Annotated in this window: 13 protein-coding genes; 10 read left to right on the plus strand and 3 right to left on the minus strand. The window is 68.7% G+C overall.

Annotated elements, in window-relative coordinates; all coding sequences use genetic code 11:
• Positions 1-35: 35 nt before the first annotated feature.
• Complete coding sequence (locus L0C25_RS21300; RefSeq protein ID WP_271633781.1) at positions 36-1,082, plus strand: LLM class F420-dependent oxidoreductase; 1,047 nt, start codon at positions 36-38, stop codon at positions 1,080-1,082.
• Between the two features lie 83 nt (positions 1,083-1,165).
• A complete protein-coding gene (locus L0C25_RS21305; protein WP_271633782.1) occupies positions 1,166-2,155 on the plus strand; it encodes an NAD(P)-dependent alcohol dehydrogenase in 990 nt (329 codons plus the stop codon).
• Here the strand turns inward: L0C25_RS21305 and corA are convergent.
• Positions 2,133-3,113, minus strand: a complete 981-nt coding sequence (gene corA, locus L0C25_RS21310) for a magnesium/cobalt transporter CorA (RefSeq protein WP_271633783.1) — start codon at positions 3,111-3,113, stop codon at positions 2,133-2,135. The genes L0C25_RS21305 and corA overlap by 23 nt on opposite strands.
• Positions 3,114-3,177: 64 nt before the next feature.
• Here corA and L0C25_RS21315 point away from each other — a divergent pair, with 64 nt between their 5' ends.
• The 6 genes from L0C25_RS21315 (at position 3,178) to mshC (ending at position 8,742) form a co-directional block, all read left to right on the plus strand.
• The gene (locus tag L0C25_RS21315) at positions 3,178-3,882 is read left to right on the plus strand and encodes an MSMEG_4193 family putative phosphomutase (RefSeq protein WP_333908599.1); all 705 of its coding nucleotides are present in this window, start codon (positions 3,178-3,180) and stop codon (positions 3,880-3,882) included.
• Positions 3,883-3,995: 113 nt separating this feature from the next.
• Positions 3,996-5,267, plus strand: a complete 1,272-nt coding sequence (locus L0C25_RS21320) for an Nramp family divalent metal transporter (RefSeq protein WP_271633785.1) — start codon at positions 3,996-3,998, stop codon at positions 5,265-5,267.
• Between the two features lie 5 nt (positions 5,268-5,272).
• Complete coding sequence (locus L0C25_RS21325) at positions 5,273-6,034, plus strand: metal-dependent transcriptional regulator (protein ID WP_271633786.1); 762 nt, start codon at positions 5,273-5,275, stop codon at positions 6,032-6,034.
• A gap of 40 nt (positions 6,035-6,074) precedes the next feature.
• Positions 6,075-6,599 carry a DUF3090 domain-containing protein gene (locus tag L0C25_RS21330; RefSeq protein ID WP_271633787.1) on the plus strand — a complete coding sequence of 175 codons (525 nt, stop codon included), beginning with the start codon at positions 6,075-6,077 and terminating at the stop codon, positions 6,597-6,599.
• Positions 6,592-7,389, plus strand: a complete 798-nt coding sequence (locus tag L0C25_RS21335) for an SCO1664 family protein (protein ID WP_271633788.1) — start codon at positions 6,592-6,594, stop codon at positions 7,387-7,389. Before L0C25_RS21330 ends, L0C25_RS21335 begins: the two co-directional genes overlap by 8 nt.
• 114 nt (positions 7,390-7,503) lie before the next feature.
• Entirely contained in the window at positions 7,504-8,742 is a 1,239-nt protein-coding gene (mshC, locus tag L0C25_RS21340; protein WP_271633789.1) for a cysteine--1-D-myo-inosityl 2-amino-2-deoxy-alpha-D-glucopyranoside ligase, read from the plus strand.
• An 18-nt stretch (positions 8,743-8,760) separates the two neighbouring features.
• Here mshC and L0C25_RS21345 read toward each other — a convergent pair whose 3' ends face one another.
• Positions 8,761-9,339 carry an NADPH-dependent FMN reductase gene (locus tag L0C25_RS21345; RefSeq protein ID WP_271633790.1) on the minus strand — a complete coding sequence of 193 codons (579 nt, stop codon included), beginning with the start codon at positions 9,337-9,339 and terminating at the stop codon, positions 8,761-8,763.
• Between the two features lie 78 nt (positions 9,340-9,417).
• Here L0C25_RS21345 and L0C25_RS21350 point away from each other — a divergent pair, with 78 nt between their 5' ends.
• A complete protein-coding gene (locus tag L0C25_RS21350) occupies positions 9,418-9,894 on the plus strand; it encodes a MarR family winged helix-turn-helix transcriptional regulator (protein WP_271633791.1) in 477 nt (158 codons plus the stop codon).
• A 236-nt stretch (positions 9,895-10,130) separates the two neighbouring features.
• On the opposite strand, the gene L0C25_RS21355 is transcribed toward L0C25_RS21350, so the two are convergent.
• Positions 10,131-10,946, minus strand: a complete 816-nt coding sequence (locus L0C25_RS21355) for a PAC2 family protein (protein WP_271636873.1) — start codon at positions 10,944-10,946, stop codon at positions 10,131-10,133.
• Between the two features lie 213 nt (positions 10,947-11,159).
• Here L0C25_RS21355 and metH point away from each other — a divergent pair, with 213 nt between their 5' ends.
• The gene (gene metH, locus L0C25_RS21360) at positions 11,160-14,648 is read left to right on the plus strand and encodes a methionine synthase (RefSeq protein ID WP_271633792.1); all 3,489 of its coding nucleotides are present in this window, start codon (positions 11,160-11,162) and stop codon (positions 14,646-14,648) included.
• Positions 14,649-14,860: the final 212 nt, after the last annotated feature.

Here is a 14,860-nt window from a genome sequence, read left to right on the forward strand (position 1 = left end):
GGATAGGCTCGCCGCAACCTACTGGGAGGTACGCGATGCGACTGGGTGTCAATGTCGGATACGTCGCCGGACCCGACACTGCCGAGCGGGTCAAGACGGCCGTCGAGGCGGAGCATCTCGGCTACTCCGTTGCCTGGGCGGCCGAGGCGTACGGCTCCGATGCGGTCACCATGGTGAGCTGGATCGGCGCGCGGACCAGCCGGATGGACATCGGCACGGCAATCATGCAGATTCCCGCTCGCACACCGGCGATGACCGCGATGACCGCCGCGACGCTCGACAACCTCTCCGAAGGCCGCTTCCGCCTCGGCATCGGGGTGTCCGGCCCGCAGGTCTCGGAGGGTTGGCACGGGGTTCGGTTCGCCCAGCCGCTCGGACGCACCCGCGAGTACGTCGACATCGTGCGCAAGGCACTTCGCCGAGAGACGGTCGCGTACGACGGCGACCACTACACCCTGCCGCTGCCCGACGGACCCGGCAAGGCGCTGAAGATCATGATCCATCCGCGTCGGGCGGACGTTCCGCTCTACCTCGCGTCGGTTGGTCCGAAGAACCTCGAGCTGACCGGCGAGGTCGCGGACGGCTGGCTGGCGATCTTCTTCGCGCCCGAGCACGCCGACGTCTCTCTCGACCCGTTGCGCGCGGGGCTGGAGCGGTCCGGTCGGGAGCTGGCCGACTTCGACGTCTCGCCGACGGTCCCGGTCGTGGTCGGAGACGATCTCGAGGCGTGTGCCGAGCCGCTTCGGGCGTACACCGCGTTGTACGTCGGAGGCATGGGGAGCCGCAAGCAGAACTTCTACAACGCGCTCGCCCGTCGGATGGGCTTCGAGGACGCCGCGCAACGGATCCAGGACCTCTACCTGGACAAGAAGCAGCGCGACGCAGCGGCGGCGGTGCCGTTCGAGCTCATCGACCAGACCGCGCTCATCGGCCCGCCGGCCCGGATCGCCGATCGCCTGCACGCATACGCGGGCGCCGGCGTGACCACGCTCAACGTCTCTACGTTCGGTGCGACACACGAGGAGCGAGCGGCGACGCTGCGAACCGTGGTGGAGGCGGTTGAGCTCGCAGGGCTGGCGTAGTCCTCGACTTCCTGCTCGGTTCCGCGCCAATTCCGCCGCGATGATGGGACCATTGAGGGGTCACTCACTGAGGAGCTGACCGGGTGCGGGCGATCGTCCAGGATGACTACGGTTCGCCGGATGTTCTCGAACTCCGGGACATCGCCGTGCCGACGATCGTCGACGACGAGGTCCTCGTCCGTGTCCACGCGGCAGGGGTGGATCGGGGCGTCTGGCACCTCGTGACCGGGATGCCGTACCCGATTCGACTGGCCGGATACGGCCTGCGGTCGCCGAAGCGAGCAGTTCCCGGGACGGACCTCGCCGGGGTCGTCGAGGTTGTAGGGAGCGCCGTGACCCGGTTCAGACCGGGTGCTGAGGTGTTCGGCATCGGGATCGGATCGTTCGCTCAGTACGCTCGCGCCGCCGAAGCCTCGCTTGTCACGGTCCCGCGGGACCTGACATTCGAGCAGGCAGCCGCGACTTCGGTGTCCGGCATCGCCGCACTGCAAGGCCTACGCGATCACGCGCACGTCGAATCCGGTCAGCGGGTGCTCGTCATCGGCGCATCTGGCGGGGTCGGAACCTTCGCGGTGCAGCTCGGCAAGGCGCTCGGCGCCGAGGTGACGGGTGTATGTAGCGCGGCGAAGGTGGAGCTCGTTCGCTCGCTCGGCGCGGATGACGTCATCGCCTACGAGGTCGAGGACTTCGCCGACCGGCGCGACGGGTTCGACGCCATCCTCGACATAGGTGGGAACGCGACGTTGACGCGGCTGCGTCGGGCGTTGCGGCCGAAAGGCACGCTCGTCATCGCGGGAGGGGAGACGGGTGGACGATGGCTCGGCGGTACGGATCGTCAACTGCGGGCGATGTTGCTGTCTCGCTTCGTCGGGCAGACCTTGACGACTTTCGTCAGTCGCGAGAACGGTGCCGACATCACTGCCCTCGCCGAGTTCATCGAATCAGGGGCGGTCCGGCCGGCGATCGATCGGACGTTTCCGTTGGAGTTGGCCAGCGATGCCCTCAGGTACGTCGAGCAGGGGCGGGCCCGCGGAAAGGTCGTCTTGAACGTCAGAGCCAGCCCGAGCGCTTGAAGGCGCGCCAGAGTACGAGTACGACGGCGACCATCACGAGCAGGCACAGCCCGTAGCCGTAGCGCCAGCCGAGCTCCGGCATATTCGTGAAGTTCATTCCGTAGACCCCGGCGATCAGCGTCGGCGCCGCGAACATGGCGGCGTACGCGGCGAGCTTGCGCATGTCGTCGTTCTGCTGGACGCTCAACCGCGCCATGTGGGCGTCGAGGGCGTTGTCGAGCAGCTTGTCGATGGAGTCGATCGTGTCAGAGACGCGGACGAGGTGGTCGACGACGTCGCGGAAGAACGGCATGGCGACCGGGCGTACATCGCGGAACCTGCCATCGGTGAAGTTCAGCAACGGGTCGCGCATCGGGATGACGGCGCGGCGGAACTCGAGGATCTCTCGCTTGAGCCGGTAGATGCGATCGGAGTTGGCTGCGCGGGTCGAGGAGAAGACCGCGCTCTCGACCTCGTCGACGTCGACCTCGAGATCGGCGGCGACCTTCTCGTACTGGTCGACGACGGCATCCACGATCGTATAGAACGCGGCTGCCGGGCCCTGGCCGAGCAGCTCGTGCTTGAACTCTGCCGCGTGGCGAACGGCCGCGAGCGCTTGGCCTTTGCCGTGCCGCACGGTCACCAGGTAGTTCGACCCGAGGAAGGCGTTGATCTCGCCGGTGTCGACGGCATCGCTCTCGTCGGTGTACCAGACGGTCTTGAGCACGATGAACAGGTGCCCGCTGTAGGGCTCGATCTTCGGCCGCTGGTGGGCGTGGATCGCGTCCTCGATCGCGAGTGGGTGGAGGTCGAGCGCCTTGCCGATGCGGTCGAACTCCTCCTGGGTCGGGTCGTGGATGCCGACCCAGATGAAGTCGTCGTTCTCGGCCATCGACGTGACGAGATCGTCGAGCTCATCCGACGAGGTCGTCTCGGCAACCCGGCGCCCCTTCCGGTAGACCGCACAGTCGATGATCATGCCGTCATTGTGCCGTGCAACGGCTCGGATCGGCCGCAACCCGTACGCTGGCCGGGTGCCCATCATGATCCTCGTCCGGCACGGACGCACGGAGGCCAATGCACGCGGGGTTCTGGCGGGGAGGAGCAAGGGCGTCCACCTCGACGATGTCGGCCGCGACCAGGCGGCCGCCGTCGCACGCCGACTCGCGAAGGTTCCCCTCGCCGCCGTGGTCACCAGCCCGATGGAGCGTACGCAGCAGACGGCACGCGTGATCGTACGAGCCCAGGATGGCGAGACCGAGCTGCATCGTGACCGGTTCCTCACCGAGTGCGACTACGGCGAGTGGACCGGCCGACCGATCAAGGAGCTCGCTCGCCTGAAGCTGTGGAAGACGGTGCAGAGCCATCCGAGCGCCGTTGTGTTTCCCGGCGGGGAGGCGATGGTCGCCATGCAGTCGCGGGCGGTCGCCGCCGCGCGGGCGTGGGACACCCGGGTCGCGGAGTCGCATGGCCCGAACGCCTGCTTCGCCGTGGTCAGCCACGGTGACGTGATCAAGTCGATCCTCGCGGATGCCACCGGGATGCACCTCGACCAGTTTCAACGCCTCGTCGTAGCGCCCGCGTCGGTCAGCGTCGTCGAGTACGCCGAGCTGCGGCCCGTCGTGCTGCACGTGAACGACAGCGGTTCCGACCTCGGCGGTCTCGTCCGCGCGAAGGCCCGCCGGCGCCGAGCGACGGGCGACGCGACCATCGGCGGCGGCGTCGGTGTGGGATCGGTGGAAACCTAGTCCACCGGTCCCACACCGACGCCACCCGGACGCGGCCGCGCGTGATAGAAGTTAGGCGTGCCGAACTTTTGGAGTGAGGCCGCTCCAACAATCCCCGAGGCCGTGAACACGCGGTGACCGATCCACGGGTCGCCGCGCCCTCCCAGAGCGATCTCCAGCATGCTCGAGACCGCGGGCCGATCCGCGGTCGGATCGCGCTGCTCGGGCCCGCTTTCGTGGCGGCGGTCGCGTACATCGATCCCGGCAACTTCGCCACGAACATCGCGGGCGGTGCCAAGTACGGCCTGCTGCTCGTCTGGGTGATCGTCGCCGCGAACCTGATGGCGATGCTCGTCCAGTACCTCTCGGCCAAGGCCGGCATCGCCACCGGCCGCAACCTTCCCGAGCTGTGCCGCGAGAGCTTCCCGCGCCCGGTCTCGTGGGGCTTGTGGGCCCAGGCCGAGGTAGTGGCGATCGCGACCGACCTCGCGGAATTCGTTGGCGCCGCCATTGCCCTGAACCTGCTGTTCGGCATCGAACCCCTCGCCGCGGGACTGATCACCGCGGTCGTCGCCTTCGGCATCCTCGCGTTGCAGAACCGCGGCTACCGCAAGTTCGAACTGGCGATCGCCGGCTTCCTCGCGATCGTGCTGCTCGGGTTCGCGTACGACCTCGCGCAGGTAGGCATCGACCTGCCGGGCACCGCGGCCGGGCTCGTGCCTCGGTTCGACGGCACCGAGAGCGTCCTGCTCGCCGTCGGCATCCTCGGCGCGACCGTCATGCCGCACGTCGTCTATCTGCACTCGGCGCTCACTCAGGACCGCATCCGCCCCGTGGACGACCGCGAGCGGTTCGCCCTGTTGCGCTTCGTACGCATCGACGTCGTGATCGCGATGGGCGTCGCCGGACTCGTGAACCTGACCATGCTGATCGTCGCGGCGGGGCTCTTCCACGAAGGCGGCCGCAGCTCGATCGACACCATCGAGGACGCCCACGCGGGCTTCGAGACGCTCCTCGGCGGCGGTGCGGCCCTCGCGTTCGCGGTCGCGCTGCTCGCGTCGGGGCTGTCCAGCTCGAGCGTCGGTACGTACGCCGGCCAGGTCGTCATGCAGGGCTTCATCGGACGCCGGATCTCGCTGTTCGTACGCCGAGCGGTCACGATGGTTCCAGCGCTCGTGGTGCTGTCGACGGGCGTCAACACGACCGACGCATTGGTCATCTCCCAAGTGGTGCTGTCATTCGGCATACCGTTCGCACTCGTACCGCTCATCATGCTCACTGCGCGACCGGTCCTCATGGGCGCGCTCACGAACCGCACCCACACCACCGCGGCCGCGAGCGCCGTGGCCTCGCTGATCATCGCGCTCAACGCGTTCCTGCTCTACGACACGCTGCTCGTAGGGTGACCCGGATGAAGAGTCAGCGGCCCACGGCCACCGAGGACTACCTCAAGGTCATCTTCGCCTTGGGCGAATGGGGCCCGGCGCCGTCGTCGGGCGCCACGAGCTCGGTCACGACCTCCGTGGTCGCCGCACGCCTGGGGCTGTCGGCGTCATCGGTCTCCGAGATGGTGCGCAAGCTCGCCGCGCTCGACCTCGTACGTCATGAGCGCTACGGCGCGATCACGCTGACCGCGCAGGGACGTACGGAGGCGCTGCAGGTGCTGCGACGACACCGCCTCATCGAGACCTACCTGGTGCGCGCGCTCGACTACTCATGGGACGAGGTGCACGACGAGGCCGAGGTGCTCGAGCACGCCGTGTCCGCACGGATGATCGAGCGAATGGACGCCGCGCTCGGTCACCCGTGGCGCGACCCGCACGGTGACCCGATCCCGACCGCCGAAGGCGTGATCCATCAGCCGCCGGCCCGTCGGCTCACCGACCTCGCGGAGGAGGAGAGCGGATACCTCGCCCGGATCGCCGACGACGACCCACAGCTGCTCCGGTCGCTCTCCGAACGAGGCCTCGCCCTCGACGACCGAGCCGTACGTCGAGGACGACACCGCCTGGCGGGCGCGACCGAGGTCGAGTTCCATCACCGAGGCCGACGTACGCGCGTCGAGCTCGGCGACGATGCCTTGGCCGCGCTCTGGGTCACCGAGGCTCCGCCGCTTTCCGTGACGTCCGGCGACTGCCCGTACGTCGGCTGCGTCCACCTCGAAGCCGGGTGATCCGTCGAGCGACGGACGATCACCTACTAGGCTCGGTTACATGCTGATCCATCGCTACGACGCGCCGGACCGATTCGTCGCCGGGACGGTCGGATCGCCGGGGGAGCGGACGTTCTTCCTGCAGGCGCGCGAGGGCAACCGGCTCACCTCGGTGACGCTGGAGAAGCAGCAGGTCTCGGTACTCGCCGAGCGGGTCGAGGAGCTCCTTGCGCAGGTCGAGCAGGAGCGCGACGTCGACGTACCCGAGGATCCGGAGACCGACCGGTCACCACTCGACCAGCCGATCGAAGAGGAGTTCCGGGTCGGCACGATGACCCTCGCCTGGGACGAGGCCAGCGGCACCGTGACGATCGAGGCGTTCGCACTGACCGAGACCGAGGACGACGAGGCCAGCGACTGCCTCGTCGTTGGGCTCCTGCCCGCCGCCGCCCTGAGCTTCGCTCGGCGCGCGGAGTCCGTCGTGACCGCCGGCCGCGACCAGTGCCCGTTCTGCGGCGGTCCGATCGACGCCAACGGGCACATCTGCCCGCGGGCCAACGGATTCCGACGGGTGATCCGTGACTGACGTTGCCCAAGACGTCCTCCTCGACGTCCTCGAACACGGCGAGCTCGATCTCACCGGAAGGCTCGTCAACGCCTCCAACGGGACGTTCCTCGCCGACGTCGAGCGCGACGGCGTACGCCTGTCGTGCGTGTACAAGCCAGTACGCGGTGAGCGACCACTGTGGGACTTCCCCGACGGTACGCTCGCGGGGCGCGAGGTGGCGGCGTACCTCATCTCCGAAGCGGCCGGATGGACGCTCGTGCCGCCGACGGTGATGCGCGACGGGCCGTTCGGGGCCGGCATGGCGCAGCTGTGGGTCGACGTCAGCGAGGAGGAGCCGGTCGACGTCGTGGCGCAAGACAGCGTGCCCGCGGGCTGGCTGCACGTTCTCGATGCGTACGACCAGGACGACCGTCCCGTCGCTCTCGTGCACGAAGACACCGTGCGGCTGCGGCGGATGGCCGTCTTCGACATCGTCATCAACAACGCAGACCGTAAGGGCGGCCACGTTCTGCCCGACGGGTCCGGAGGACTGTACGGCTGCGACCACGGAGTCAGCCTGCATGTCGAGCACAAGCTGCGCACGGTCCTGTGGGGCTGGGCCGGCGAGGCCGTGACCGCGGACGAGTGCGAGTCGCTCGCCGCATTGCGCGAGCGGCTCGGTGAGCCCGACCTGCGCTCGCGACTCTGCGAGCTGATCACCGTCGTGGAGTACGACCAGGTGATCGCGCGGATCGACCGGCTGCTTCGCCGGGGCATCCTGCCGTATCCGGGAGGGCGTGGACCGTCGATCCCGTGGCCCGCGTTCTGAGGCTCACCCGTCGCCGCGGCGAAGCACCGGTCTGGACGGATCGTGAACACCGAGGTGCGTCCATTCCGTGGGCCGCGTACGACCTGGCCCCTGCCGACGGCCTAGGCTCGGGCCATGCGAGCTTGGCCGGAACGCGACGTACCAGACCTGTCGGCACTCGGATTCGGCCGCGGCCCCGCACCGGTCGTGCACGACACGGCATCCGGCGGCCGCCTGACGATCGACCCGGCCGACCGAGCACGCATGTACGTCTGCGGGATCACGCCGTACGACGCGACCCATCTCGGCCACGCGGCGACGTACCTCGGGTTCGACCTGCTCCAGCGGGTGTGGCGCGACCACGGCACCCGCGTCACGTACGTCCAGAACGTCACCGACGTCGACGATCCGCTGCTCGAGCGTGCGGCCGAGACGGGCACGACTTGGGAGGCGCTCGCCGAGCGCGAGACGGACCTGTTCCGTGCGGACATGACGGCGCTCGGCGTACTCCCGCCCGACCATTACCTGGGCGCCGTCGAGACGATCGAGCTGGTGGTCGATCTGGTCGCCGACCTTCGCAAGCGCGATGCGGTGTACGACGTCGACGGCGACCTGTACTTCGCGGTTCACGAGGATCCGGCGTTCGGTGACATCTCGGGGCTGGGACGCACCGACATGACCGAGCTCTTCGGCGAGCGCGGCGGCGACCCCGGCCGCGCGGGCAAGCGCGACCCCCTGGACTGTCTGGTCTGGCAGGCTGCTCGCCCGGGCGAACCGGCCTGGGACAGCGAGCTCGGCCGTGGCCGGCCCGGCTGGCACATCGAGTGTGCGTCGATGGCGCTGCAGTATCTGGGCGTCGGGTTCGATGTCCAGGGCGGCGGCTCCGACCTGGTGTTCCCGCACCACGAGATGTCCGCCTCGGAGGCGCAGGTCGCTCGCGACGGGGAGCGGTTCGCCCGCGCGTACGTGCATGCCGGCATGGTCGGCTACGACGGCGCCAAGATGTCGAAGTCGAAGGGCAACCTGGTGCTGGTCTCGTCGCTGCGCGAGCAGGGGACCGACCCGATGGTGATCCGCGCCGCGCTGCTCGGGCACCACTACCGCTCCGACTGGGAGTGGACCGCCGCCGACCTGACGTCCGCGGAGCAGCGAGTCGCCCGATGGCGTACCGCGCTGGCGACGGGCGGCGCCGGCGACGTGCGCAGGCTCGTCGACGATGTACGCACGGCGCTCGCCGACGACCTCGACGCACCGACTGCGCTCGCGGCGGTCGACGCATGGGCGGCTGCGAGTCCTGCCGGATCGCCGGACGCCGACGGCGATGTCTCAGCCGTACGCGCGGTGCTCGACTCCCTGCTCGGACTCCGGGTCTGACCGACCCGCCCCGCAGCGCTACGTCGTCGCCCCGGCGGGCTCGCGGAGCGTGGCGAGGGCATGCGACAGCCGGAGGATCTCGTCGAGCATCGCCTCGGCCGTGTCGTCCATCTCGGGAGTCGGCCGCAGCGCACCGTCTTCGTCGACGTGCTCGCTCAGCGAGATTGCCACGCTCCGGGACGCGGGCATCATCCGCAGCGCGGTCATGACCTGCTTGGTCGCCTCCACCGCGCGCGTACCGGCCGCGAGTACTCCGTACCCGACGAACCCGACGGGCTTGTACGCCCACTCCGCGAACAGGTAGTCGACCGCGTTCTTCAGCGACGCCGGAAGACTGTAGTTGTACTCGGGCAGCACGAACACGAAGGCGTCCGACGAGTCGACGATCGCGCTCCATGCCTGGGTGTGCGGCTTGGTGTACGCCCCGAACGACGGGTGCTGTGGCTCGTCGAGCAGGGGCAGGTCCAATGTGGCGAGGTCGACGGTCTCGACCTCGAAACCGCCATGCGCCGTGGCGCGCTCGGAGAACCACGCCGCGGCGGTCGGGCCGAACCGACCCGGGCGGGTGCTAGCGATGATGATGCTGAGCTTCGGCATCGGAGCCTCCTTGAGTTGATGTGTCAACTCAGAGTGTACGCGATCGACTTGACACGTCAACTCGCGTAGGGTGAGGCCATGTCCGACACAAGCTGGCTGAACGACGAGGAGTCGCGGGCCTGGCGCAGCTACAACCGCATGCGCGGGTTGCTCGACCTCGAGATCGCCCGCGACCTCGCAGCCGACTCCGGCCTCTCGGGCTCGGACTACACCGTCCTCGTCGTCCTCTCCGAAGCCCCGAACCAGCGCGTACGACAGATCGACCTCGCGGCGAGAATGCTGTGGTCGCACAGCCGGGTCTCACACCACCTCGGCCGAATGGAGCGCCGCGGACTCGTCCGCCGGGAGACCCACGCCGACAACGCGCGGGCCGTCGATGCCGTGCTGACACCGGCGGGCCTGGACGCGATCGAGTCCGCGGCACCATGCCACGTACGATCCGTGCGCCGCCATTTCATCGACCAGCTCACCGCCGAGCAGGTCACGGTGCTCGCCGACATCGCCGACACCGTGGTCGACCACCTCACCGTCGCCGCCGACGGCGAGCAGAGCTAGCCGCCGGCCTGCGGGGCTCGCAAGCTCACTCCTCAGCCGTCGCTACCTTCACCGCCGGCCTGCGGGGCTCGCAAGCTCACTCCTCAGCCGTCGCTACCTTCACCGCCGGCCTGCGGGGCTCGCAAGCTCACTCCTCAGCCGTCGCTACCTTCACCGCCGGCCTGCGGGGCTCGCAAGCTCACTCCTCAGCCGTCGCTACCTTCACCGCCGGCCTGCGGGGCTCGCAAGCTCACTCCTCAGCCGTCGGAACCATCGCCCGACCGGCGCTTCAGGTACCGCTCGAACTCCCGCGCTATCGCGTCGCCGGATGCCTCCGGGAGGTCGGTCGTGTCACGCGCCTCCTCCAGCGACTCGACGTACTCCGCGATCTCGCCGTCCTCGCTCGCCAGCTCGTCGACGCCGCGCTCCCACGCCCGCGCCTCCTCCGGCAGGTCGCCTTCGGGGATGGTCAGCTCGAACACATCCTCGAGCCGACCCAGCAAGGCGAGCGTCGCCTTCGGGCACGGAGGCTGACCGACATAGTGCGGCACAGCGGCCCACAACGAGGTGTTCGGGATGCCGGAGCGTGCGCACATGTCGGCGAAGACCCCGTTGATGCCGGTCGGCCCCTCGTAGCGCGACTCCTCCAGATCGAGCCGGTCGAGCAGCCCCGGATCGCTGATCGAACCGGTGACCGGAACGGGCCGGGTATGCGGTGTGTCGGTCAGCAATGCACCGAGCGTCACCACCATCCGTACGCCGAGCCAGTCGGCGATCACCAGCAGCTCCTCGGAGAACTGACGCCACCGCATGTTCGGCTCGATGCCGCGCACGAGCACGATGTCGCGCTCGGACCCGACCGGCCGCGCGACGTACACACGCGTCGTCGGCCAGGTGATGCCCCGCTCGCCCGACTCGGTGATGCCCACGAACGGGCGGTTGACCTGGAAGTCGTAGTAGTCGTCGGGGTCGATCTCCGCGATCTGCTCTGCGTCCCACACGTCGATGAGATGGTCGATGACGCCCGACGCGGACTCGGCCGCGTCGTTCCAACCCTCGAACGCGACGACCATCCACGGATCGGTGAGACCGAGCGGCTCCCTTTGACTCTCCACGCACCAAGGGTAGGTCTTGGCACCGTCAGTCCATCGCGCGAGACCCCAGAACACGTCCCATCTCACGGGCGGAGACGGGTGTCCAGAGTTCGAACGGTCGTCTCGTAGACTCGGAGTGTCCTTTGCGGTCGTGACAGGCCGTGCCCCCTCGCCCCGGAGTTGGTCGTCGCCATGTCTGCCCCCCCTTCGTCCCTACGAACTGCGCTCGCCGAGCGCGTCGTCGTCGCGGACGGGGCAATGGGCACCATGCTCCAGGACTACGACCTCGGCCTCGACGACTTCCAGCAACACGAGGGCTGCAACGAGATCCTCAACGTCACCCGCCCGGACGTCGTACGCGCGATCCACGACGCCTACTACGAGGTCGGCTGCGACTGCGTCGGTACGAACACGTTCGGCGCCAACTTCGGCAACCTCGGCGAGTACGACATCACCGAGCGCACGTACGAGCTGGCGCACGCGGGCGCGGCGATCGCACGCGAGGCGGCCGACGCCTGGTCGACCGACGACCATCCACGCTGGGTACTCGGGTCGCTCGGACCCGGCACGAAGCTACCGACCCTTGGGCATGCGCCGTTCGCGGTGCTGCGCGACTCGTACGAGGATGCCGCCCGCGGCCTGATCGAGGGGGGTGCCGACGCGATCCTGGTCGAGACGACCCAAGACCTGCTGCAGGCGAAGTCTGCGGTCATCGGCGCCAAGCGCGCGCGTACGGCCACCGGATCGTCGCTGCCGATCATCGTCAACGTCACGGTCGAGACGACCGGCACCATGCTGCTCGGCAGCGAGATCGGTGCGGCGCTCACCGCGCTCGAACCGCTCGGCGTCGACCTGATCGGCCTGAACTGCGCCACCGGGCCCGCCGAGATGAGCGAGCACCTGCGCTACCTCGCACGAACCGCTCGCATCGGGTTGGCATGCATGCCGAACGCCGGCCTTCCGCAGCTCACCAAGGACGGTGCGCACTACCCGCTCACTCCGGCCGAGCTCGCCGACGCGCACGATACGTTCACCCGCGACTACGGTCTCTCCCTCGTCGGCGGCTGCTGCGGTACGACCCCGGAGCATCTGCGCCAGGTCGTCGAGCGCGTACGCGGCCGAGCCGTGACCGAACGCGAGCCCACCTCGGAGCCTGGCACGTCGAGCCTGTACCAGACAGTGCCGTTCCGTCAGGACGCCTCGTACCTCGCGGTCGGCGAGCGTACGAACGCCAACGGGAGCAAGGCGTTCCGCGAGGCCCTGCTGGAAGAACGCTGGGACGACATCGTCGAGATCGCCAAGTCACAGATCCGCGACGGCTCGCACCTGCTGGACCTGTGCGTCGACTACGTCGGGCGCGACGGTGCCGCCGACATGCAGCACATTGCAGCCCGGCTCGCGACCGCGTCGACGCTGCCGATCATGCTCGACTCGACCGAGCCGCCGGTGATCCAGACCGGGCTGGAGCTCCTCGGTGGGCGATGCGTGGTCAACTCCGTCAACCTCGAGGACGGCGACGGCCCCGACAGCCGGTACGCCCGGATGATGCCGCTGATCAAGGAGCACGGCGCCGGCGTCGTCGTGATGTGCATCGACGAGGAGGGGCAGGCGCGTACGGCCGAGCACAAGGTCGCGATCGCCGAGCGCACGATCGACAAGCTGGTCGACGAGTGGGGCCTCGACGAGAGCTCCATCCTCGTTGACACATTGACGTTCACGCTCGGCACCGGGCAGGAGGAGAGTCGTCGCGACGGCATCGAGACGATCGAGGCGATCCGGCTGCTGAAGCAGCGGCGGCCGAACGTACAGACCGTCCTCGGCCTGTCGAACATCTCGTTCGGCCTCAACCCCGCCGCCCGCCAGGTCGTGAACTCGGCCTTCCTGCACGAGTGCCAGGAGGCCGGCCTCGACGCCGCCATCGTGCACGCGAGCAAGATCCTGCCGATGAACCGTATTCCCGACGAGCATCGCGAGATCGCGCTCGACCTCGTGTACGACCGCCGCTCCGAGGGGTACGACCCGCTGCAACGACTCCTCGGCCTGTTCGAGGGCGTGAAGGCCGCGGACGCCCGCGCCTCCCGCGCCGAGGAGCTCGCGGCGCTGCCGCTGTCGGAGCGGCTGCGGCGGCGGATCATCGACGGCGAGTCGAACGGACTTCCCGACGACCTCGACGAGGCGATGGCCGGTGGGCAGACCGCCCTGGCGATCATCAACGACGAGCTCCTCGAGGGCATGAAGGTCGTCGGCGAGCTGTTCGGCAAGGGCGAGATGCAGCTGCCGTTCGTACTGCAGTCGGCCGAGACGATGAAGGCGGCCGTCGCGCACCTCGAGCCGCACATCGAGAAGTCCGAGGATGACGAGGGCAAGGGCACCATCGTGCTCGCGACCGTCAAGGGCGACGTACACGACATCGGCAAGAACCTCGTCGACATCATCCTCACGAACAACGGCTACAACGTGGTCAACATCGGCATCAAGCAGCCGGTCAACTCGATCGTCGAGGCGGCCGAGGCGAACAAGGCCGATGTGATCGGCATGTCCGGGCTGCTCGTCAAGAGCACGGTCGTGATGAAGGAGAATCTCCAGGAGCTCAACTCCCGTGGGCAGGCGGGGCAGTTCCCGGTGCTGCTCGGGGGAGCGGCGTTGACCCGCGGGTACGTCGAGGAGGATCTGGCCGAGGTGTACGAGGGCGATGTGCGCTACGCGCGCGACGCCTTCGAAGGGCTACGCCTGATGGACGCCCTCGTCTCCGTGAAGCGCGGCGTGCCCGGCGCGGAGCTGCCGCCCCTGCGCAAGCGCAAGGTGCGTTCGCGTGCGGCGGCCGCCAGCGCCGAGCCGGTGGAGGTGCCGGAGCGGTCGGACGTGGCCACCGATGTCGACGTGCCGACGCCGCCGTTCTGGGGTGACCGCATCGTGAAGGGTCTGCAGCTGGGCGACTTCTCCGGCTGGCTCGACGAACGGGCGACCTTCATGGGGCAGTGGGGACTCAAGTCGTCTCGCGCGGACGACGGTCCGACGTACGAGGAGCTCGTCGAGTCGGAGGGTCGCCCGCGGCTGCGGATGTGGATGGACCGGATCCAGACCGACGGCATCATGGAGCCCAGCGTCGTCTACGGCTACTGGCCGTGCTTCGCCGAAGGCAACGACCTCGTGGTGCTCGACGCCGACACGCAGTCGGGCGAGGTCGCGCGGTTCTCGTTCCCGCGCCAGCAACGCGGCCGGTTCCTGTGCCTGGCGGACTTCTTCCGGCCGAAGGACTCCGGCGAGATCGACATGGTCGGCTTCCACCTGGTCACGATGGGCGCCCACGTCAGCGAGGTGACGGCCGAGCTGTTCGAGCGCAACGCGTACCGCGACTACCTCGAGCTCCACGGGTTGTCGGTGCAGTTGACGGAGGCCTTGGCGGAGTACTGGCACGCACGCGTACGAGCCGAGCTCGGCATCGGCGGCGACGACGCGGCAGACCTGTCGGGGATCCTCAAGCAGGGCTACCGCGGCGAGCGCTACTCCTTCGGCTACCCGGCCTGCCCGGACCTCGAGGATCGCACCCAGATCGCCCGCCTGCTACGCCCGGAGCGGATCGGCGTCGAACTCTCCGAGGAGCTCCAGCTCCACCCCGAGCAGTCCACCGACGCGATCGTCCTGCACCACCCGGAGGCGTCGTACTTCAACGCGCGGTGACGTTGCCCCGCGGGGCCTGCAGCGATACCAAGTTCACCAGGTATCGCCCACTTGGCTAGGCGTCGACGCCCGGTGAGGTGCAGCGATACCTAGTGAACTTGGTATCGCTGCACCGGATCGAGCGCGATCTGTCCACAGCGGCAACCCGTGGATGGGGTGTATCCACAAGTCAGCATGCGCGGCCGACGAACAACTGTTGAGACACCAACGCT

Source organism: Solicola gregarius (genome assembly GCF_025790165.1).
GTDB classification, from domain to species: domain Bacteria; phylum Actinomycetota; class Actinomycetes; order Propionibacteriales; family Nocardioidaceae; genus Solicola; species Solicola gregarius.

Coding starts and splice junctions, on each gene's coding strand:
- L0C25_RS21300 (WP_271633781.1), top strand. CDS start 36: ATGCGACTGGGTGTCAATGTCGGATACGTCGCCGGACCCGACACTGCC.
- corA (WP_271633783.1), bottom strand. CDS start 3,113: ATGATCATCGACTGTGCGGTCTACCGGAAGGGGCGCCGGGTTGCCGAG.
- L0C25_RS21315 (WP_333908599.1), top strand. CDS start 3,178: ATGATCCTCGTCCGGCACGGACGCACGGAGGCCAATGCACGCGGGGTT.
- L0C25_RS21325 (WP_271633786.1), top strand. CDS start 5,273: ATGAAGAGTCAGCGGCCCACGGCCACCGAGGACTACCTCAAGGTCATC.
- L0C25_RS21330 (WP_271633787.1), top strand. CDS start 6,075: ATGCTGATCCATCGCTACGACGCGCCGGACCGATTCGTCGCCGGGACG.
- mshC (WP_271633789.1), top strand. CDS start 7,504: ATGCGAGCTTGGCCGGAACGCGACGTACCAGACCTGTCGGCACTCGGA.
- L0C25_RS21345 (WP_271633790.1), bottom strand. CDS start 9,339: ATGCCGAAGCTCAGCATCATCATCGCTAGCACCCGCCCGGGTCGGTTC.
- L0C25_RS21350 (WP_271633791.1), top strand. CDS start 9,418: ATGTCCGACACAAGCTGGCTGAACGACGAGGAGTCGCGGGCCTGGCGC.
- L0C25_RS21355 (WP_271636873.1), bottom strand. CDS start 10,946: ATGGTCGTCGCGTTCGAGGGTTGGAACGACGCGGCCGAGTCCGCGTCG.
- metH (WP_271633792.1), top strand. CDS start 11,160: ATGTCTGCCCCCCCTTCGTCCCTACGAACTGCGCTCGCCGAGCGCGTC.